Origin of the sequence: Streptococcus infantis (assembly GCF_047463175.1) — a bacterium.
GTDB lineage: Bacteria > Bacillota > Bacilli > Lactobacillales > Streptococcaceae > Streptococcus > Streptococcus infantis_AC.
Map to the genome: position 1 here is coordinate 178,959 of NZ_JASHEJ010000001.1, position 20,668 is coordinate 199,626.

Genomic DNA, 20,668 nt, shown 5'->3' on the forward strand with positions numbered 1-20,668 from the left:
AGTTATTCCTCTTTAAATTCATTTTTTGCTAGATTCATCTCTTGACGGCTATCGTCAATTGGAACGAGTGTTGGTTTACCACTTGGTTTTATTACGAGACCACCAAGTAGGTCGTTAAAAGTTTTCTTGCCAAGTAACTTTGTCATGGCAGTGATAGTGAGCAGCTTCTTCTCATAAGGATCATAGCCTGCTTCAATCACAGCTTGGCTAACGGCTGACTCATCTGAGAATTTACGAACTGAGCGACCTTCAACCAGTTTGTATCCTGGGATAGGATATCCATCTGTGGCTTGATTTAATGCATAAGCTTTGATGTCGTTTGCCCATGAAATCAACAAGTCTAGTTTAGGCAAAATCTCTGCAATGTCCTCGTTATCAAGAGTAGCTGGATTTGCAAACTCCATCTTGGCAAGAGCCAAATTATCCTCCGAACGTTTGCGACAGATATTCTTTAGTTTACAGAATTGGCAGTGTTTACCAGACTGCATATCCCCCTCACCTTTGAATGCAAGTTCAGCTTTTGGAGCGAGTACATTTTCAGCCCATTTAAGCAACTCAGTCTTTTCTATCTCAAAGGTAGATATGTTATGTTTTCGTGGTTGAAAGATAGTCATGGTAACTTTATCAAAATCATAAAGACCGTCAAACATCTCAAGAGCACCAAGTGCATAACACATCATTTGCGGGTTATAGTCTGCATCAACTAGAACACCAAGTCCGTGCTTATAATCAATAACCTGAAGAAGTCCGTCTGCCACAATAAGGCAATCTCCAGTTCCAAATCCTTCAGGTACCCACTTAGAAAAGTCCAGTCGTTGTTCGACAAGAACTGTAGGGTCACGTGAGTAGCCTCTGGCTTTCTCGATTTGTTCCATGACATAATTGCAGTATTCTTCTGCGCAATCCTGCATTTCATGATTGTAAAATGCTAAATCCTCAGTTGGATCACGCGCATTCCTACCTAAAGCTTTCTCGACTAGATAAGCACATAACTCGTGAGCATCCGTACCTTCAAGGGCAAACTCAGAGTTTACATCTGGCATATCTTCAGTTAACCGAACGGAAGGTGGGCAGTTCAACCAACGATGTGATGCAGAAGCAGATAGAATGGCGTGGTTAGTCATTACCAATCCCTCCAGCTTCTTCAAGGACTGTCGCAAAGTATTTAGGGTCAAGAGCTGATAGAGAAGAAGCACCGTAAGCATTTAGAAGAGCACGAACCTCATTCTTAAAGCCATCTTTTGCCTTTATAGCAAGGACTGCACGGACATCCTCCAGTTGAATTTCCCTTTTTGATTCAGATTTTGGTGATATTGGTTCAGGAACTGTTTCATTATCATTAGATAGGAGTTTTTTGAACTCATCCACCAAGCGAAGGTAGTACTTTGCGGTTTCTTCCATATCATGAATTAGTCTATTCAGTTCTTTCATTTTGCTCATTGTTTTCTTCCTCCTTTATCTTACGAGCGAGTTGCTTTGAGATGACGCTGATGGCAGTTAGAGTATCGACCAGTTCATCATTGTGATTCACAGTTATTTCTTTAGTCATTTTGTGACCTCCTATCTTATTAGGTAGAGATGTGAACAGTAATTCCGGTTTTTATTAAAAATTTTTTTGAATCGATGTTTTTCATCTCTTACACCTATATAGGTAATACTGGGTTGAAATTTTCCGCTTTTTTATAAAAATTTTTTTAATTTGTTATGCAATAAAATAATCTTCCTCTAGCTATATAAAGGAAGATTATTTTTTTTGAAAAAATTTTTATTAAGAGGCGGAAAAATGAGTCGTAGTTCTACCTATTAAGGTAGGAGGGAAAATCTCCCCATATCATTAATTACATTTGGAGGGCGCATAATGCAATTTACCTTATCTCATTCTGGACAGACTGGGGTTCAGACAACCACGGTCTATCCCAATCAAGTAACCATTATTGATGAAATATCATTACAAACTGTTGTGCAATTTGACCATGTGGCAGGGATATTCTTAAACAATGCACGCTCAAATGCCAATTTTATCAAGTCGGACGTTTTGGTCATGGATATTGATAATGACCATTCTGAAAATCCAGATGAATGGATGACAGTTGAGCGATTAAAAGAAATCTTTGCGGATTGCAACTTTGCCTTGGTAACTAGTCGAAGTCATATGCAGGTAAAGGCAGGAAAAGTTCCAAGACCTAAATTTCATATCTACTTCCAAATCAACGAGGTGGCAGATAAGGATATCTATGTGGCCATGAAGGAAGAACTTTGTAATCAGTACAAGTTCTTTGATGATAATGCCAAAGATGCGGCACGTTTCTTCTTTGGAAATCCACAAGCAGAAGTTGTTTGGCATGATTCATGGCTAACTATTGATGAAGATTTGTTTCAAGCTGTTTCTATTGATGACGAGGAAGATTTTGATGCAGAATTCTATACTCCACCAAGTGGTCCAATCCAGCAAGGGAGTCGTAATTCAACAATGTCGGTTTTTGCGGCTAAGATTCTCAAACGTTTAGGCGTGACCCAAGAAGCAAGAGATGGCTTTGATGAGCAGGCACAGAAATGTGTACCGCCACTTGATAAAGCAGAGTTGGATACCATCTGGGGAAGTGCAATCCGATTCTACAACAGAACTATTAAAACCTCGCAAGGTTATGTGGCTCCAGATGCTTTCAATAGAGAAACATTAAAACCGGATGATTACTCGGATGTTGGGGAAGCGGGAGTTCTTGCTAGAGAGTATGCCAAGAAGTTAGCTTACACCAATGCAACGGACTATCTTTACTATGATGGAACTCACTGGCGTGAGAATAAGCAGTTGGCATTAGGTGCAGTTGTACACTTTACCGATGAACAACTTGCTGAAGCGAATGTACTCTTGGAATCTGCAGAGAAGCAACTTCAGTCTTCAGGTATTGAGGAATTGACCATTAAGGCAGGAGGAAAGCGTCTAGAAAATGCAGTTGAAACTCCACTCCAATTAAAATATTTAAAAGCCTATCTTGCAGCCAAAGAGTTTCATAAATTTGTTATGAAACATCGTGACTATAAGAATTTGATGGCTGTCTATAATACAGCAAAACCAATGCTTTCAGTAGAATTGTCAGAATTAGATAGTGATGACTTATTACTCAATACCCCAGAGGCTACCTATGATTTACGAAAAGGAATAAATGGGTCACAAGAACATAATCCTGAAGACTATATAACTAAAATAACCGCAATCTCTCCTAGTGATCAGGGACTGGGATTATGGCAGGAAACATTGGCTACCTTTTTCTGTAATGACCAAGAATTAATTGATTATGTTCAAGAAATAATTGGTATGGCAGCTATTGGAAAGGTCTACCAAGAACACATGATTATCGCATACGGTGGTGGAGCAAATGGCAAGTCTACTTTTTGGAATACCATCGCTCGTGTGCTAGGGAGCTATTCAGGAAAACTATCTGCGGATGCTTTAACCATGTCAAACAAGCGTAACGTGAGTCCTGAGCTTGCTGAGCTAAAAGGGAAACGACTGGTCATTGCTTCTGAGATGGCAGAAGGCATGAGACTCAATACAGCTGTTGTTAAGCAGATTACTTCAACTGATGAAATCCAAGCTGAGAAAAAGTACAAGGATCCTTTTCACTTCGTGCCGTCACACACGCTAGTTCTTTACACTAACCATCTGCCTAAAGTAGGAGCGAACGATGATGGAACGTGGCGACGTTTGGTTGTTATTCCTTTTAATGCTAAAATCACTGGCCGCTCTGACATCAAAAACTTTGCGGACCATTTGTATGACAATGCGGCACCAGCAATTTTATCGTGGATTATTGAAGGAGCGGAAAAAGCCATCAAAGCAAATTTTAAAACATCAGTTCCAAAAGCAGTAATAAACTCTGTCAAATCTTACCGTGAAGCTAATGACTGGTTGGGGCATTTCATCAATGAAAGTTGTGTCGTGGGAGAAACATTAAGTGAGAAATCAGGAGAACTGTACAGTAAGTATCGTGCATATTGCCTTCAAAATTTGGAATACACACGAAGTACAACTGATTTCTATGCTGCACTTAATCAAGCTGGTTACGAACGAAAACGAACTAATAAAGGGAATTTTATTATGGGGTTATCATTAAAAGCTGATGACGATGATTTTCTAAACTAATGACTTACACAGTGAGGCTGTATCACCAGTAGATTTTAAATGAAGTATTTTTTGAGTGTAAGTCGTTGAAGTATTCAGTGAAAAATAATTTGTGAAGTATGGTCAAAAAGTTTATGGATTAAGTTCCATGACTTCCATTTCTTTGTTTAGTGTAAGTCAATGATGGTCTTTTCTAAAACTATCTCTATAGGAAATATAACTAAGAAAAAGTATATAAGGAAAGTTTAGGATATGACCTCATTAGACCTCCACCATTTAAATCTGATGAGAGGACAAGTATGAGAGAAAAAGTGATAGAACAAAAGTTAGCAAGCGAGGTTTTAAAGCGTGGTGGTATCTGTCCAAAGTGGGTATCACCTTCCTTTTCAGGAGTACCTGACCGATTGGTATTCTTACCCAATGGCAAGTTTGGTTTGGTGGAAGTAAAAGCACCTAATCAACATCCTAGAGCTTTGCAGGTGTCACGGCATAAGTTATTTGAACATTTAGGATTTCGAGTCTATGTTTTAGATAATAAGAAAGATATTGAGGGGATATTGGATGAAATTGAAACTGCATGACTATCAAGAAGTCACCAAAGACTTCATCATAAAAACTCCTTATGCAGCAGTCATTTTAGACATGGGGATGGGAAAAACAGCTACAACCTTATCAGCTATTAATGAACTGATGTTTGATCGCTATGAGGTCTCAAAGGTCTTGGTAATTGCTCCACTTAGAGTCGCAAATACAGTATGGAGTGACGAAATAGAGCAATGGACAGAACTGTCTCATTTGAGATATTCAAAAATTGTGGGTACTCCTAAACAACGACAAGAAGCACTCCAAAAAGATGCAGATATCTACATTGTAAATCGTGAAAACATCCCTTGGTTAGTTGAACAGTGTCATCCGCATTTCAAGTGGGATATGATTGTCATTGATGAATTAAGTTCATTCAAATCATGGCAATCAAAACGTTTTAAAGCTTTTATGGCCATGCGCCCCTACATGAAACGAGTGATAGGTTTAACAGGAACACCGAGTTCCAACGGATTGATGGATTTGTTTGCGGAGTTCAAGGTCATTGATGGTGGTGTCCGTTTGGGTCGTTTTATTGGAGAATACCGAAGTCGTTATTTTAGAGAGGGACGTAGAAATGGAAACGTCGTCTATGAATATATACCAATGGACTATGCAGAGTGTCAAATCTTTGACAAGATTGATGACATCACAATTTCTATGAAAGCAATGGATTATCTACAAATGCCAACATTAATCTCAACGAAAAAATTAGTCCATCTCACAAACGCAGAAGCAAAAAGATATAAAGAGTTTAAAAAGGAATCTGTTATTTCTGATTCTAACGAAATTGAAGTAACAGCAGCAAATGCTGCTAGTTTATCCAATAAACTGGTTCAAATGGCAAATGGTGCAGTTTATTCTGATGATCATAGAATTATCAAGTTACATGATCAAAAACTAGATGCACTTGAAGATATTATCGAAGCAGCAAATGGAGAACCTGTGTTGGTTGCTTATTGGTTCAAACATGATTTACTTCGTATTCAAGAACGATTGAATAAACTTAGGATTCAAAGTACAGTTCTTAAAAGTGAAACTGATATTCATGAATGGAATAAAGGGAATATCTCTGTGGGTTTGCTACACCCAGCTAGCGCAGGACATGGTCTAAATTTACAAAAGGGAGGTCATCACTTAGTGTGGTTTGGGTTAACTTGGTCTCTTGAACTGTACCAACAAACCAATGCTCGACTTTGGCGACAAGGGCAACAATCAAACACAGTGATTATTCAGCATATTGTAACAGAAGGTACAATTGATGCTGATATTCTAAAAGCTTTAACTGCCAAAGACGCACAACAATCACGTTTGATTGAAGCAGTAAAAGCACAAGTAGGAGGTTGATATGGATAAAGTAGACTACTATTTTCAACACTATCAAGATGCAAAAAGAGATTTAACAATTGCAAAGAACTTGATTGAAAACTATAAACCCATTTCAGAAGATGCTTTTCTCTATTCTCTTGCTACTAGACAGACAAATGAAGAACGTGTTAAAACGAGTAAAACTAATGTTAGGACAGAAAATATGGCTCTATCTTTTCATGATAAGTTCTTAGCAGAGGAAAAAGAATATCAGGAGTCACTGTTTGAAAAGTACTGTCATTTAAAAACCGATCTCGATTTCTTCGAACTTGCTGTTTCTTCTGTTGATGAAATAATGAGGGATGTAGTTGTTGATTTGGTCTTAGCTGGATTGACATGGGATGAGTTACTACCTAAGCATAATGTTTCTAGAATGACAGTTAGTCGATATAGACAAAAAGCCTTAAAACAAGTAAAAGAATATTACCGTTTTGCTGGTAAAACCTTGAGTATAAATGGATAATGATACTAGGGTGTTACTAAGGTGGTACTACCCTGTTACTAAGTTGTTACTAAGATGGTACTGCTTTTTAAAAATGACTGTGATATACTTAAGATGTCAAAAAAGATAGAAAATCGGCTATGTTCACTGGATAAAATTCTGGTTCTACGGTAATGTACACCTAGAAAAATAAGAGGAGAATAACCATGTGGACCAGAGGGCAGATTCATTATCACGGACAAATAGTTGATTACATAGCAAAAGTCAGTGACCAACCTTCTGATGTAGGTATTGATTTAGGATGTGTATTCAAATTAGAGGTTGATGTTGCTGAAAAGACTATCATTTCTTATGACAGAGGATGGGATATCTACCCAGAATCTGATGAACAGGAAGCTATACTTGAAGTGGTTTTGAAAGCTTTAAAAGTTTAAAAATATCTTTAAAATAATGCACAAACGACTGGATATATCCTGCTCTTAGAGGTAATATGGTTACAACAAAAAAGAAAGAGGATAAAACCATGAAGAAAGAGGATATTTTAACAAAAATCGCAAAAAATAGAATTGGCGCTGAAACACTAGAAACGAGAAATAGTGACAGCCTTGACTTTTATGACATCAGCGTTTGGGCATTGAAAGAAATGCTTGAACAAGCTTATGAAGCAGGTAGAAAAGCAAAATAAAAAAACAGAGCCTTACCCAAATTGGAAGGCTTTTTGCGTGGAGGAAAGAATGATTATTACGAGTGAACAAGTATCTAATGGCCATCCAGATAAAATTTGTGACCAGATTTCAGATGCAGTTCTAACAGTATGTTTAGAACAAGATAAGAATAGTAGGGTTGCAGTAGAAACTCTTATCAAAGATAATCATATAGTTGTTGCTGGGGAAATGAAAACAACAGCCTTGTTTGATTTAAAAACAGTTGTTCGAAATGTCGTTAAACCACTAGGAATGGAAAATATTATTGTGACGAATCTTATCGGTTTACAAAGTGATGATATTTCTCAAGGTGTTGATACAGGCGGTGCTGGAGACCAAGGGATGATGTATGGCTATGCAACTGACGAAACCGATGAATACTTGCCGCTTCCCTACGTTTTAGCAACTCGTGTTCTTGAGAAACTTATGGAACTTCAGCATCCGCTCTTAGGGAAAGATGCTAAGGCACAGGTTTCTTATGATTATGACAATAAAAGAATTACAACATTCTTAGTATCAATTCAGCATAGCGATGAAATAACAATTGAGAATTTAAGATCTATTGTTAAAGAATCCATGATGAAAGTTGCAAAACAGTATAAACAAAACCTTAATTTTAACATTTTAGTGAATCCAACTGGTCGTTTCGTTCTTGGTGGTTCTTATGCAGATGCTGGAGTTACTGGAAGAAAAATTATCGCTGATACTTATGGTGGATTTGCCCATCATGGTGGTGGTGCATTTTCAGGAAAGGATCCAAGTAAAGTGGATCGCTCAGGAGCTTATATGGCACGTAAGATTGCAAAAGACATCGTTCGTGAAGGATATGCTAAACGATGCGAAGTTCAATTAGCATACGCTATAGGGGTCGCAGAACCGGTTTCTATTCATGTAGAAACATTTGGAACAAGTAACTATACGAGCAAGCAATTGGTAGGAATGATTAAAGAACGGTACGATTTAACACCGAAAGGGATTATCAAGGAGTTGGATCTTCTAAACGTAGACTACACTCAATCTACATGTTTTGGACATTTTACGAAACCAACTCTTCCTTGGGAGCAGTAAGATGCCACGTAGACCAAGAACTCCCTGCAAGCAGAATGGTTGTCCAAACCTTGTGACCTATGGAAACAAGTACTGCAATGACCACAAGACTAACCACGTACTTGACGCCAAGACAACCAAAGCTAAAGGTTACAATTCACGGTGGAATAAGGCGCGGATTCGTTACTTAAAGCTCAATCCTCTCTGTGTTTACTGTCAAAGAGAAGGTCGACTGACCAAGGCAACAGTGGTTGATCATATCACTCCCCACCGAGGTGACCAAGAACTCTTTTGGAATCAATCTAACTGGCAAGCTCTCTGTAAATCTTGTCATGATAGAAAGACCAAGACAACGGACCTATATGTGGAATATACCTATCGGTTTTAATATTGTAGTTACGTTCTAAAAATATCTCTCTTTTATAATTTGGGGTAAGGGGGGATAAAATCTCTAAATCCTTGTCCGTAAAAGACCGACGCCCCCTTAAACGTAAAATTTCGCAAAATTGATAGGGTGGGATATAAAAATCAATTCAAAATAGTAAAGAATCCAGTAAGAATATAGAATTAAGTGAGTGTTATTTTCGTAAATTTGTTTAAATTTAGGTACGAAAATAACCTTATTTTTTAGTATAAAAGTGAGGAACAGGTATGAATAACTTTCAACGAGAACAAATTTGGTTACTTAGGAAAAATGGTTTAGGATATGGTGAAGTTGCTAAAGCAATTGGTCTATCTAAGGACTCTGTTAAGAAGTATTGTAAAAGACATCCTGAGTTAAAGGGACAAGGAACATTACCGTATTTGATGGTTGAGAAACGAGTTCAAGATGGTACAAACTGTCCTCAATGTTTTCAACCTATGGTTCCTAATAAAACTGGACGACCGAAGAAATTTTGCTCAGACAGGTGCAGAATAAATTGGTGGAAAAATCATCAAGAGGAGCATGATAAGGAACTAACTGCATATGAAGAAATGACTTGCCAGTGTTGTGGTAGGTCATTTTTATCTTATGCCAATCCTAATAGAAAGTATTGTAGCCATGCCTGCTACATACAGATAAGATTTTACAAAGGAGTCTAAAATGACGAACCAACCAACAATGGAAATAAAAGAACTCTCTCTGAAAGAATTAAAGCCTGCAGCTTATAATCCTCGAAAGAAACTCAAAAAAGGGGATAAAGAATATGAGAAGATTAAACAGTCGCTTCTTAAGTTTGGATATGTGGATCCTATTATTGTCAATGAAGATTTAACTGTAATTGGTGGTCATCAACGCTTGACAGTTCTTAAAGACTTAGACTATGAAACTGCTAAGTGCGTCATCGTTAATTTACCCAAAGAAGATGAGAAAGCATTGAACATTGCACTCAATAAGATTACAGGTCAATGGGATGAAACTCTCTTAGCGGACTTACTTTTGGATTTACAGGAGTCTGATTTTAATCTAGACCTGACTGGTTTTGAACCGCCAGAGATTGATAATATCCTCTCTAATGTCCATGACAAGGAGTTGTCTGAAGATGAGTTTGATGTGGAAGAAGAATTGAAGAAACCAACGGTATCAAGACGTGGCGATATTTGGCAACTCGGAAAGCACCGAGTCATTTGTGGTGATTCTACCAAATCAGAAACCTACGACCAATTACTTGGTGATAAGAAAGCTAATTTAGTTGTAACAGATCCGCCTTATAACGTTGACGTTGAAGAGACGGCTGGGAAAATCCTAAATGATAATATGTCTGACGGTGACTTCTATCAGTTTCTCCTTTCTATGTTTACTCAAGTAGAAAATCACATGGAAGATGATGCGTCTATCTATGTTTTTCATGCGGATACGGAAGGACTCAACTTCCGTAAAGCTTTTAAAGATGCTGGTTTCTATTTGAGTGGGTGTTGTATCTGGAAAAAGAACTCACTTGTATTAGGCCGTAGCCCATATCAATGGCAACATGAACCTTGTTTATATGGGTGGAAGAAAAAAGGAAAGCATCAATGGTTTAGTGATCGGAAGCAAACTACCATTTGGGAATATGACCGTCCTAAGTCTAGTAAAGAGCACCCAACCATGAAACCAATTCAACTTATGGCTTACCCTATTCAAAACTCTTCTATGCGTGGAACAATAGTTTTAGATCCATTTTTAGGTTCTGGTTCTACTTTAATAGCTGCAGATCAGACTGGACGTGTTTGTTATGGAATCGAGCTGGATGAAAAGTTTGTGGATGTCATTGTTAAACGCTATATAGAAGTTACAGGCGATACTGAAGTAACCGTACAACGTAATCATGAGGTTTTAACTTATAACCAAGTGTTAAAGGAGTTGGAGGAACAAGTATGACACTAACATTTCTAGATTTCTTTTCAGGAGTTGGTGGCTTTCGACATGGGCTAGAATTAGCAGGTATGAAATGTATAGGATTTTGCGAAAAAGATAAGTTTGCACGCAAGTCTTATGAAGCAATGTATGATACGAAAGGAGAATGGTTTCATGACGATATCACAACAATCGATCCATTACGATTACCAAAAGCAGATCTCTGGTGTGCGGGAAGCCCTTGTCAAAATGTGTCTATCGCAGGGAAACGAGCCGGCTTATACGGTGAGCGAAGTGGACTCTTTTTTACATTTGTTGAACTCATCAAAAGCCAAAAAGAAGAAGATAAACCCGAATGGGTTCTCCTTGAAAATGTTAAAGGACTTTTATCAAGTGGTGGGGGACGAGATTATCTCGACTATCTCTCTATCTTGGACGAGGCAGGGTACGACCTTGAGTGGCAAGTGTTCAACTCAAAAGATTACGGAGTACCCCAAAACAGAGAACGAATCTACACTCTCGGACATCTTAGAAGAAAAGGTCGACGACAAGTACTACCTCTCAGCAGAGAAAGCAGTAGCCATCTTAAGCAACTTGTAGGCGGTATGCAAAGCTACCGTGTCTACGACCCTAGTGGTATTGCAACAACACTTGTTGGAGAGGGTGGTGGACTAGGAGCTAAGACAGGTCTATATCTGATTGACCAATCGCTAACTGGACCAAAGTTAACTGAAGAAGCAAGATGTATAACTGCTCGTTATACTGCTGGTGCAACAAAGCGTACAGCAATGAACTCTGGAGTGCTTGAGGTTCAACCAATTTTGACACAAGGTATCAAGGTTAGGAACGGAACAAAGCAAGGTTACCAATTGGCGGAGGTTGGTGACTCGGTTGATCTTTCTTATCCAAGTTCATTAACGAGAAGGGCAAGAGTAGGGAGAGGAATAGCTCACAACCTTTCATGTAGCTGCCAGATGGGCGCAGTAGTTTGGAATGGTCGTGTTGTCAAAATTAGAAGACTTACTCCAAAAGAGTGTTTTAGACTTCAAGGTTTTAATGATGACTTATTTGAAAAGGCAAAAGCTGTAAATTCAGATGCACAACTTTATAAACAAGCAGGAAACGGAGTCACAGTACCAGTTGTTTATGCTATTGGTTGTGCTATATTATCTTCAAAATATCATCAGAAATAACTGGATAAAGATGAACTTTAGAGTTAATATGTACTAAACAAAAGAGAAGAGGTTATATTATGGATGATTTAAAAGTGAAGACTTTGAAATCATTGTATCCCAATGGAACTCGAGTCAAATTACTCGAAATGGAGGATCCATTTGCACCACCTATAGGTACTCTCGGTACGGTAATTGGTGTTGATGATATTGGTTCAATTTTAGTGAATTGGGATAATGGACAAAGTTTAAATGTACTTTACGGAATTGATAAAATAATGAAATTGGGATAGTTATGTGGGAAATGATAACTAGAGAGTGCAATGGTCGGCACTATCATATTGGGTTTCTTAGGGAATACAGTACTTATGATCGACATATTGATGGAGCTTGGATAGCAATCCTAAAAATTAAACGAAATAAAGAAATAGTTTTTCATTATGAATATGGTAAAATTACTGACCGAATGGATGATTTGGATAAAATTATCTATCAAGAAATAGTGGATACATACAATAAATTATAATTTGGAACTCAATCTGAGTTCTTTTTATTTTAGGAGGTGAATTAGTGGCAATTAGAGGACGTAAACCGAAACCTACAAATTTAAAAGTTCTAGAAGGTAATCCTGGTAAACGGCCTCTCCCAACGAATGAAGTAAAACCTCAAAAGAAGGCTCCACGTTGCCCCCAGTGGCTTGAAGAAGATGCTAAGAGGGAATGGAAGCGGATGGGAAAAATATTGGAACAAATGGGATTACTGACGGAAATGGATATGACCGCATTTGCAGGTTATTGTCAAGCTTACGCACGTTGGAAAGAAGCAGAGGAGTTTTTATCAAAACATGGTTCTATCTTAAAGACACCAAATGGGTATTTACAGCAAGTTCCACAAGTTTCAATTAGTCAAACTAATTTAAAAATCATGCTGAAGTTTTGCGAACAATTTGGTCTAACCCCATCCGCTAGGAATCGTTTAGCTACTATGGATTCAGAGGTTGGTAATGGTGACGAAATGGAAGATTTGTTGGGAGGTTTACTATGACTTTTCATTATGAACCAACTCCTTTTATGCTAGCTTCATCACATTATGATAAAAGTAAGGCTGATAGAGCAGTGACTTTTATTCAAAACCTTTGTCATACTAAAGGAAAATGGGCAGGTCAGAAGTTCATACTTTTACCTTGGCAGGAACAGATAGTACGAGATATATTTGGGATTGTTAAAGAAGATGGGAATAGACAATTTCTAACTGCTTATATTGAAATTCCCAAAAAGAATGGGAAGAGTGAACTAGCAGCAGCAATAGCTCTTTATCTACTTTATGCAGATAATGAAGCCAGTGCAGAAGTTTATGGTGCAGCATGTGACCGAAATCAAGCTTCTATTGTATTCGATGTAGCAAAACAAATGGTACTAATGAGTCGACCTTTAGAGAAACGTTCAAAAATAATGGGTGCTACGAAACGAATTGTTAACTACTCTAATGCAGGTTTCTATCAAGTTTTGTCCGCTGAAACTGGTACAAAACATGGTCTCAACGTTTCAGGACTCGTGTTTGACGAAATACATGCGCAACCCAATCGCCACCTTTATGATGTCTTAACTAAAGGTTCAGGAGATGCACGAGAACAACCCTTATTTTTCATCATTACTACTGCAGGAACAGATAAGAATTCAATTTGTTACGAGTTACACACAAAAGCACTTGATATTTTAAAGGGCAGAAAGAATGATACATCTTTTTATCCTGTCGTTTATGGTTTATCTGATGAAGAGGACTGGAATGACGAAAGTAATTGGTTAAAAGCAAATCCGTCATTAGGTCATACCATTGGTTTAGACCGCGTCAGAGAAGCCTATAAACAAGCACTCGATAATCCTGCTGAAGAAAATGTATTCAAGCAACTACGGCTAAATATGTGGACAAATTCTACAGTTGCTTGGATTCCAGAACATGTATACAACAAAGGGGATGCACCAATCAATTTTGAAAGTTTGAAAGGTCGTGAGTGTTATGCTGGACTAGACTTGTCAAGTACATCCGATATCACAGCCTTTGTTTTAGTTTTTCCACCTAGGAATGAACTAGAAAATTACATCATTCTACCCTATTTCTGGTTACCAAAAGATACTCTTGAACTTCGTTGCCGTAGGGATCATGTTTTGTATGATGTATGGGAACGGCAAGGTTATCTAAAGACGACAGAAGGTAATGTAGTTCATTATGGCTTTATTGAGAAGTTCATTGAGGACTTATCAAAGCTATACAATATAAAAGAAATCGCCTATGACAGATGGAATGCCACACAAATGGTGCAGAATTTAGAAGATATGGGACTGACGATGATTCCTTTTGGTCAGGGGTACAAGGATATGAGTCCACCGTCAAAGGAATTATTTAAACTAATGATGGAAGGTCGTATCCAACATGGAGGACAACCAGTTCTAAAATGGATGTCGCAAAACGTAGTCATGCGCCAAGACCCAGCAGGAAATATCAAGCCAGATAAGGAGAAATCAGTTGAAAAAATTGATGGAATTGTTGCTCTTATAATGGGGATTGATAGATGTATTAGACACCAAAATAATGATAGTAGTATTTATGATGAGCGAGGAATACTAAGCTTTTAGTTGAATTTTAAATCTAAAGATGATACAATGTATTTACAAAACATCTTTACAAAGAGGTATTAATCATGGCAAGTACTCAACCTGTTAATTTTAGAGCAGATTCGACTTTTTACCAACAAACGAAAGAAATCTTAGCTGATGAAAAGTTAACGCTGTCAGATATTTTTAATGCTGCACTTCGTAAAATTGCGACAGGTGCGGTTGACCCTAAAGAGTTCGTATTTAGTGATTCACAAGAGACCCAATATCAGGTTGCTTTTGAAGACTTGAAAAAAGAGATCTTGTTGGGACATCAAGAAATTGAGCAAGGTAAACTAACCTCTTTAGCAGATGTAAGAAAGGAATTTGGACTTGGTTAATCATAAGCGTTACCATGTTTCTCTTACGGATCAAGCTAAGAAAGACTTGAGAGAAATACATGATTATATTGTACTGAATTTTTACAGCCAACAATCTGCCGATAGTAAACTAGACCTTATTTTAACGGCACTAGAAACTTTAGAAACCTTTCCAGAAGCATGCCCTTTGGTGTCGAGTCGAGGTTATGGTGAATTAACAGATGACGGTAAACGTTACCGATATATGCCAATTGAAAATTACTTAGCTTTTTATTATATAGACAAATATGAGGTTTATGTCTCCAGAATTTTAAATTCCAAGCAGAATTGGGCTAAGTTATTCAATAAGTAAATTCAATTATAATTTGTAGAGCATCTCATAAATGAGGTGCTTTTATTGTGCTCAAAAATGGAGGATTAGATGAGATTTTTAGATTTTATTGGAAGAAAAAGATCACGAGATAAACCGCATAATAGCTATGAAGGGCAGGACTTTTCCTATCTCTTTGGACGAACTTCTAGTGGTGAAAATGTCGATGAATTTAAAGCAATGCAGACAACAGCCGTTTATGCTTGTGTGAGAATATTAGCTGAAGCTGTCGCCTCTCTACCCATTCACATTTATGAAAGAACATCTAATGGGAGGGAGAAAAAATTTGAACACCCTCTATATTTCTTACTTCATGATGAACCAAATCCTGAGATGTCTTCTTTTGTCTTTCGTGAAACTTTGATGACTCATCTTTTGATATGGGGAAATGCCTATATTCAAATCATAAGGGATAAGAGCGGTCAGGTTATCAGTTTGTATCCCTTATTACCAGATAAAATGTCAGTACACCGTGATGAAAATGGGAAACTTTACTACAAATATCAACGTCAGACCGAAGAAAATCCAAATTTCAGGGATAAAGGCAGTGTTATTTTAAAACAAGAAGATGTCCTTCACATTCCAGGACTCGGTTTTGATGGATTGATTGGTTATTCTCCCATCGCATTAGCAAAGAACGCTATTGGAATGACCTTGGCTACAGAGAATTACGGATCATCATTCTTTAAAAATGGTGCAAATCCTGGTGGTGTATTGGAACATCCAGGGATTTTGAAGGATCCAAAAAGAGTACGTGATTCTTGGAATGCGGTTTATAACGGTGTCACAAATGCACATAAAGTTGCAGTTCTAGAAGAAGGGATGAAGTACACTCAAATAGGTATTCCACCAGAAGAAGCGCAATTCTTACAGACTCGGAAGTTTCAAATCAATGAGATTGCACGTTTGTATAGGATACCACCACATATGATTGGTGATTTAGAAAAATCTTCATTTTCAAATATCGAGCAACAATCACTAGAGTTTGTAAAATACACATTAGACCCTTGGGTAGTTCGTTTAGAACAGGCCTTCAAGAGGTCTCTTTTTTTACCTGAAGAAAAGAAGAAGTACTTTGTTAAGTTCAATGTAGATGGTTTATTACGTGGAGATTATCAAAGTCGTATGAGTGGGTATGCTATTGCAAGACAGAATGGCTGGCTATCTACAAATGATATTCGAGAACTTGAAGATTTAAATCTTTTAACAGATGAAGAAGGAGGAAACCTTTATTTGATTAACGGAAATATGACTAAATTAAAAGATGCTGGTGGTTTTATGACAAAACAGGCAATTGAACAACCTCAAGAAAAACCAAAGGAGGAAGAAGATGCGTAAATTTTGGAGTTTTTCAGACGAAGGGAATATTCGCACTCTTCGTATTGAAGGACAGATTGCTGATGAAACATGGTTTGGAGATGAAGTTACTCCACAACTCTTTAAAAATGATTTAAATGCAGGAAAAGGTGATATCACCCTCTGGATTAATAGTCCAGGGGGTGATGTTTTTGCTGCAGCACAAATCTATAACATGCTGATGGATTACAAGGGAAATGTGCATGTCATAATTGATGGCCTTGCCGCTAGTGCTGCCAGTGTGATTGCCATGGCTGGAACAACAGTATCCATGAGTCCTGTTGCAATGATGATGATTCACAATCCGTGGACGATTGCACAAGGTGAAGCAAAAGATATGGAAAAGATTATTGAAATGTTGGGGGAAATCAAAGAGTCCATTGTGAATGCCTATGAGTTAAGAACAGGATTATCTAGGGCAAAAATCTCACATTTAATGGATTCTGAATCATGGTTTAATGCGAGAAAAGCAGTTGAACTTGGCTTTGCGGACAAGATTATATTCGATAAAGATGAACCTAAAGAAGAGCTAGAAATTAGCAGTTATTCATTTAGTAGAGCCACTGCGGATCATAACCTTGTTGTTAAACTTCAAGCCAAAATAGATAGCTACAAACCTTTATCAACGACTCCTCTCAATCAGTTAAGAAAACGATTAGATTTATTGAAATAATGAAAGGAAAACTAACCTATGTCTAAATTACTTGAATTAAAAGAAAAACGAAATCAAGCTTGGGAACAAGCAAAAACTTTCCTAGACTCAGTGCGAACTGAAGATGGTTTAGTCTCAGAAGAAGATTCTCAACGCTATGATGAAATGGAAAGTAAAATCAATCGCTATAATCAAGAAATCGCTCGCTTAGAACGACAAGAAAAGATTGATCTAGAACTTGCTCAACCAACTTCTCAGGCTTTGACAAGACAGCCTACCACTGTCTTAAAAGATAGTGAGGTAGAAGATGAGAAGAAGGGAACAAAGTCTGATGTCTATTCCAAAACCTTTTGGACGAATGTCCGTAAGCGTAACTTCTTTGATGTTAAGGATGTTCTTCGTGTTGGAGAAGATACAGAGGGTGGCCATTTAGTACCTGATGAGTATGAGAAAAAACTAGTTCAAGGTCTTCAAGAAGAGAATTTCTTCCGAAGTCTAGCAACCGTCATTAAAACATCAAGTGGAGAGCGGAAGATTCCAGTTGTTACAGGGCATGGAACTGCGTCATGGATGGATGAAAATGGACTTTATCCTGAAACTGATGAGACATTTGGTCAAGTAACACTTGATTCACATAAGATTGGAACAGCTATTCGAATCTCAGAAGAATTGTTAAATGACTCAGTATTTGATTTAGAATCCTATATGACTAGTGAGTTTGCACGACGTATTGGTACAGAAGAAGAGAAATCATTCCTTATTGGAGATGGCTCAAAGAAACCAACAGGAATCTTTACGCAAGCAAATGTTACTGGTCCTACAACGACGACTAAAGACATTACGTTTGATGACATGATTGAATTGTATCATTCTCTTCCTGCTCCGTATCGTAAAAATGCAGTATGGATTCTTCATGATACAACTGTCAAAGCAATCCGTAAACTGAAAGACAATAACGGAAATTACATTTGGCAACCATCTACACAAGCTGGACAACCAGATTTAATTCTTAACCGTCCATACTATACATCTACCTTTGCACCTCTACCTGAACAGGGGAATAAAGCTATTGCATTTGGTGATTTCTCTTATTACTGGATTGCAGATCGCCAAGGACGTACTTTTAAACGTCTTAATGAACTTTATGCTAATAATGGTCAAATTGGTTTTCTAGCTTCTCAACGTGTTGACGGAAAATTAGTATTACCAGAAGCAGTGAAAATTTTAACTGTGAAAGCAAAATAACCATGATAAGTCTAGAAGAAGCAAAGCTTTACCTTAAGGTAGAAAACAAGGATGAAGATGACTTGATTATGCAATTGATTGAAACAAGTAAAAAGCTATGTGAAGAAACATTAAGGAAAAATACTTATAGTGAGGTTCTAAGAATGGCAATCCTGTACGGGGTTGCCTATCTTTATGAACACCGTGAAACAGCTAATTATAAAGAGTTAAAACAAATGTTATATCACCTACTATTAGCTGATAGGAAGGATATCTTTTGATGAAAATTGCTCCATTACGTGACCGTCTTACATTTGAAGTGCGTAAAATTGTGGTTGATGAAATTGGAAATGAATCTTCAGTTTGGAACACGGTTTTCCAAAGATGGTGCTCTAGTCGCCCATTAACCTTGACAGAAAATGAGGGGAGTGTGTCTAAACTTCTTTATAACAAAATTCAATTTACACTAAGGTACGACAAAGCGGTACTAAATCTAAGTTCATTAAAAGCTAGGATAAAGTACAGAGACGCCTACTTTACGATAGATTCAATTGATGGTGATAGCGTTCCTAGGCAATTGATTTATATTGTAGCAACTAAGGAGAATGACTATGAACAGGATAGGAATGGATGAGTTGGAAAAAGTAATTGATCAAGAGTTGGGTGATTACATTAAAGAGACGACATCTGCAATGCGAGAGGTAGTAGAAGAAGTAACAGATAGTGCTGTAGATACTTTAAAGATCTCTTCTCCACGAAAAACTGGTAAGTATGCACGAGGTTGGAAAAGTAAGACCACAAGTGACAGTCCTACAGGCTTAACAAAAACCATTCATAACCGAACACCAGGCTTAACTCATCTCCTAGAAAATGGTCACGCTAAACAAAATGGTGGTCGAGTAGAAGGGCAAAAACATATTGAAATCGTTGAAAAAAGTGCCGTTAAGTCACTTGAAGATAGGCTGAGACAAAGATTGTGAGGATTTCATGACATTAAAAGATTTCTATAACATTTTAATAAAATCAAAGTTGCCAGTAACTTATCATCATTTTGAAGAAGGAAGAAGTCCAGCTCCACCATTTATTGTATATCTTGTTAAGGACTCTGAAAATACTGGAGCTGATAATTGGAGCTATCATAAGACTCTTAATCTTCAAGTGGAACTATATACCTTAAAGAAGGACTTAGGAATCGAAACTAAGATGGATGACTTATTTGATAGTCATTCAATTTTTTTTGACAAAGTAGAGACTTATATCTCAACTGAAAAACTCTATCAAATTACATATTACATTTCATTAAACGGAGGATAGTTATGACTGAAAAAAATAAAGTTACATTCGGATTACAAGATGTTCATTGGGCAGAAGTTACAACTGAAGCTTCAAATGGTGCATTGACTTATGGAACGGTTGAACGATTACGAGGTGCAGCAGAACTAACCTTGGAACCGACTGGTGACAAAGGTTCATACAAGGCAGATAATATCAACTTTTATACTTCGGAATCAAATGATGGTTATGAGGGAACATTGAAGCTCGCCTTATTAACTCAAGAATTTTTAACTCGTGTCTTAGGAGAAAAATTAGATCCAACAACTAAAACGATTTCTGAAATCGCAAATGCTGAAAAGAAGAATTTCGCTCTGATGTTTCGTTTTGAAGGAGATAAGAAAGAAACACTTCATGTTTTGTATTACTGTTACGCATCACGTCCGTCAATGGGATCAAAAACAAAATCTGGTTCTGATATTAATGAGGTTGAGCTAAACTTTACTGCAAGTCCTCGGCCACTTGATAAGGTGGTTCGTCGCAAAACTACAGAAGAAACAAGTGATGAGATTCGTCAGAATTGGTTCAAGGAAGTCTTTGAACCTCGTGAATAAAGGAGTTACAGATGAGAGATAGTATTACAATTTCAGGAAAGACCTATGAATTAGCTACTAATGCCTATACACCGATTGCTTATAAAGAACAGTTTGGTAAAGATTATTTTCAAGACTTGTTTTCAATGGTGAATACGCAGTCAATTCTCGATAAGATTGAACACCTAAATGAGGAAGAAAAACTCGAAACTGGTGACATTGATCTATCTATCCTGACCAATTTTGATATGACTTTTTTTCACAGAATTTTTTGGGTATTTGCGAAATCTGCTAATCCAAGAATTAAACCATTCAAAGAATTCTTTATGGAGATGGAGGAGTTTCCAGTTCAAGAAGTAGCAACTATCTTAATGAACATGCTTAATCAAGGGATGAATACAAGAAAAAAGCAGATCAAACAGAAACAGCAAGTGAAGAAATCTTTACGGTAGAAAGCTATCTATTTTGTTGTAAG

General features: G+C 37.4%; 28 protein-coding genes. 25 read left to right on the plus strand and 3 right to left on the minus strand.

From position 1 onward, the window contains the following. Positions 1 to 2 precede the first annotated feature (2 nt). Genes QM859_RS00920 through QM859_RS00930 form a run of 3 tightly spaced genes read right to left on the minus strand, consistent with a single transcriptional unit; the run spans position 3 to position 1,549 of the window. On the minus strand, positions 3 to 1,124 hold the full coding sequence (locus QM859_RS00920) for a DUF2800 domain-containing protein (RefSeq protein ID WP_139658613.1): 1,122 nt from the start codon (positions 1,122 to 1,124) through the stop codon (positions 3 to 5). After that, positions 1,117 to 1,440: a hypothetical protein gene (locus QM859_RS00925; RefSeq protein WP_125841166.1), complete on the minus strand. Its 324-nt coding sequence runs from the start codon at positions 1,438 to 1,440 to the stop codon at positions 1,117 to 1,119. The genes QM859_RS00920 and QM859_RS00925 overlap by 8 nt, the downstream gene beginning before the upstream one ends. Further along, positions 1,415 to 1,549, minus strand: a complete 135-nt coding sequence (locus QM859_RS00930; RefSeq protein WP_255296299.1) for a hypothetical protein — start codon at positions 1,547 to 1,549, stop codon at positions 1,415 to 1,417. Before QM859_RS00930 ends, QM859_RS00925 begins: the two co-directional genes overlap by 26 nt. A 309-nt stretch (positions 1,550 to 1,858) precedes the next feature. Between QM859_RS00930 and QM859_RS00935 the strand changes: the two genes are divergently transcribed. The 25 genes from QM859_RS00935 (at position 1,859) to QM859_RS01055 (ending at position 20,645) form a co-directional block, all read left to right on the plus strand. After that, positions 1,859 to 4,144: a phage/plasmid primase, P4 family gene (locus QM859_RS00935; RefSeq protein ID WP_414261782.1), complete on the plus strand. Its 2,286-nt coding sequence runs from the start codon at positions 1,859 to 1,861 to the stop codon at positions 4,142 to 4,144. A 278-nt stretch (positions 4,145 to 4,422) separates the two neighbouring features. Continuing rightward, positions 4,423 to 4,704 (plus strand): VRR-NUC domain-containing protein, encoded by a 282-nt coding sequence (locus QM859_RS00940; protein ID WP_006153521.1) that lies wholly within the window; start codon positions 4,423 to 4,425, stop codon positions 4,702 to 4,704. Beyond that, positions 4,685 to 6,052 carry an SNF2-related protein gene (locus tag QM859_RS00945; RefSeq protein WP_414261783.1) on the plus strand — a complete coding sequence of 456 codons (1,368 nt, stop codon included), beginning with the start codon at positions 4,685 to 4,687 and terminating at the stop codon, positions 6,050 to 6,052. The genes QM859_RS00940 and QM859_RS00945 overlap by 20 nt, the downstream gene beginning before the upstream one ends. A 1-nt stretch (position 6,053) precedes the next feature. Beyond that, complete coding sequence (locus QM859_RS00950; RefSeq protein WP_142557328.1) at positions 6,054 to 6,536, plus strand: hypothetical protein; 483 nt, start codon at positions 6,054 to 6,056, stop codon at positions 6,534 to 6,536. A 185-nt stretch (positions 6,537 to 6,721) separates the two neighbouring features. Next, the gene (locus QM859_RS00955) at positions 6,722 to 6,949 is read left to right on the plus strand and encodes a DUF7678 domain-containing protein (RefSeq protein ID WP_139658617.1); all 228 of its coding nucleotides are present in this window, start codon (positions 6,722 to 6,724) and stop codon (positions 6,947 to 6,949) included. A gap of 56 nt (positions 6,950 to 7,005) precedes the next feature. Further along, a complete protein-coding gene (locus QM859_RS00960) occupies positions 7,006 to 7,200 on the plus strand; it encodes a DUF6900 domain-containing protein (RefSeq protein WP_049520278.1) in 195 nt (64 codons plus the stop codon). A gap of 49 nt (positions 7,201 to 7,249) precedes the next feature. Continuing rightward, the gene (gene metK / locus QM859_RS00965) at positions 7,250 to 8,287 is read left to right on the plus strand and encodes a methionine adenosyltransferase (protein ID WP_414261785.1); all 1,038 of its coding nucleotides are present in this window, start codon (positions 7,250 to 7,252) and stop codon (positions 8,285 to 8,287) included. Position 8,288: 1 nt separating this feature from the next. After that, positions 8,289 to 8,654 carry an HNH endonuclease gene (locus tag QM859_RS00970; RefSeq protein ID WP_156672182.1) on the plus strand — a complete coding sequence of 122 codons (366 nt, stop codon included), beginning with the start codon at positions 8,289 to 8,291 and terminating at the stop codon, positions 8,652 to 8,654. A gap of 263 nt (positions 8,655 to 8,917) precedes the next feature. Next, the gene (locus QM859_RS00975) at positions 8,918 to 9,349 is read left to right on the plus strand and encodes a helix-turn-helix domain-containing protein (RefSeq protein WP_125841173.1); all 432 of its coding nucleotides are present in this window, start codon (positions 8,918 to 8,920) and stop codon (positions 9,347 to 9,349) included. 1 nt (position 9,350) lies between these two features. Continuing rightward, entirely contained in the window at positions 9,351 to 10,607 is a 1,257-nt protein-coding gene (locus QM859_RS00980) for a site-specific DNA-methyltransferase (protein ID WP_414261786.1), read from the plus strand. Continuing rightward, positions 10,604 to 11,776, plus strand: a complete 1,173-nt coding sequence (locus QM859_RS00985) for a DNA cytosine methyltransferase (RefSeq protein WP_414261787.1) — start codon at positions 10,604 to 10,606, stop codon at positions 11,774 to 11,776. Before QM859_RS00980 ends, QM859_RS00985 begins: the two co-directional genes overlap by 4 nt. A gap of 59 nt (positions 11,777 to 11,835) precedes the next feature. After that, positions 11,836 to 12,048, plus strand: a complete 213-nt coding sequence (locus QM859_RS00990) for a DUF4314 domain-containing protein (RefSeq protein ID WP_368396542.1) — start codon at positions 11,836 to 11,838, stop codon at positions 12,046 to 12,048. 277 nt (positions 12,049 to 12,325) lie between these two features. Continuing rightward, positions 12,326 to 12,799, plus strand: coding sequence for a phage terminase small subunit P27 family (locus QM859_RS00995; RefSeq protein ID WP_001007670.1), 474 nt, complete (start codon positions 12,326 to 12,328; stop codon positions 12,797 to 12,799). Continuing rightward, complete coding sequence (locus tag QM859_RS01000) at positions 12,796 to 14,388, plus strand: terminase large subunit (protein ID WP_414261788.1); 1,593 nt, start codon at positions 12,796 to 12,798, stop codon at positions 14,386 to 14,388. Before QM859_RS00995 ends, QM859_RS01000 begins: the two co-directional genes overlap by 4 nt. 65 nt (positions 14,389 to 14,453) lie before the next feature. Further along, positions 14,454 to 14,747 (plus strand): type II toxin-antitoxin system RelB/ParD family antitoxin, encoded by a 294-nt coding sequence (gene relB, locus QM859_RS01005; protein ID WP_061421032.1) that lies wholly within the window; start codon positions 14,454 to 14,456, stop codon positions 14,745 to 14,747. Then, on the plus strand, positions 14,740 to 15,078 hold the full coding sequence (locus tag QM859_RS01010; protein ID WP_061421031.1) for a type II toxin-antitoxin system RelE/ParE family toxin: 339 nt from the start codon (positions 14,740 to 14,742) through the stop codon (positions 15,076 to 15,078). The genes relB and QM859_RS01010 overlap by 8 nt, the downstream gene beginning before the upstream one ends. Before the next feature lie 69 nt (positions 15,079 to 15,147). Beyond that, entirely contained in the window at positions 15,148 to 16,434 is a 1,287-nt protein-coding gene (locus QM859_RS01015; RefSeq protein ID WP_414261789.1) for a phage portal protein, read from the plus strand. Further along, positions 16,427 to 17,125 carry a head maturation protease, ClpP-related gene (locus QM859_RS01020; protein WP_414261791.1) on the plus strand — a complete coding sequence of 233 codons (699 nt, stop codon included), beginning with the start codon at positions 16,427 to 16,429 and terminating at the stop codon, positions 17,123 to 17,125. The genes QM859_RS01015 and QM859_RS01020 overlap by 8 nt, the downstream gene beginning before the upstream one ends. Before the next feature lie 18 nt (positions 17,126 to 17,143). Further along, the gene (locus QM859_RS01025) at positions 17,144 to 18,349 is read left to right on the plus strand and encodes a phage major capsid protein (protein ID WP_045616002.1); all 1,206 of its coding nucleotides are present in this window, start codon (positions 17,144 to 17,146) and stop codon (positions 18,347 to 18,349) included. A 2-nt stretch (positions 18,350 to 18,351) separates the two neighbouring features. Next, complete coding sequence (locus tag QM859_RS01030) at positions 18,352 to 18,609, plus strand: head-tail connector protein (protein ID WP_414261792.1); 258 nt, start codon at positions 18,352 to 18,354, stop codon at positions 18,607 to 18,609. Next, positions 18,609 to 18,962, plus strand: coding sequence for a head-tail adaptor protein (locus tag QM859_RS01035; protein ID WP_414261793.1), 354 nt, complete (start codon positions 18,609 to 18,611; stop codon positions 18,960 to 18,962). Before QM859_RS01030 ends, QM859_RS01035 begins: the two co-directional genes overlap by 1 nt. Then, a complete protein-coding gene (locus QM859_RS01040) occupies positions 18,940 to 19,308 on the plus strand; it encodes an HK97 gp10 family phage protein (protein ID WP_414261794.1) in 369 nt (122 codons plus the stop codon). Before QM859_RS01035 ends, QM859_RS01040 begins: the two co-directional genes overlap by 23 nt. Positions 19,309 to 19,315: 7 nt before the next feature. Then, positions 19,316 to 19,642 (plus strand): hypothetical protein, encoded by a 327-nt coding sequence (locus tag QM859_RS01045; RefSeq protein WP_414261795.1) that lies wholly within the window; start codon positions 19,316 to 19,318, stop codon positions 19,640 to 19,642. Between the two features lie 2 nt (positions 19,643 to 19,644). Next, positions 19,645 to 20,214, plus strand: coding sequence for a major tail protein (locus QM859_RS01050; protein ID WP_045616007.1), 570 nt, complete (start codon positions 19,645 to 19,647; stop codon positions 20,212 to 20,214). Between the two features lie 11 nt (positions 20,215 to 20,225). Next, positions 20,226 to 20,645, plus strand: a complete 420-nt coding sequence (locus tag QM859_RS01055; RefSeq protein WP_414261797.1) for a hypothetical protein — start codon at positions 20,226 to 20,228, stop codon at positions 20,643 to 20,645. Positions 20,646 to 20,668: the final 23 nt, after the last annotated feature.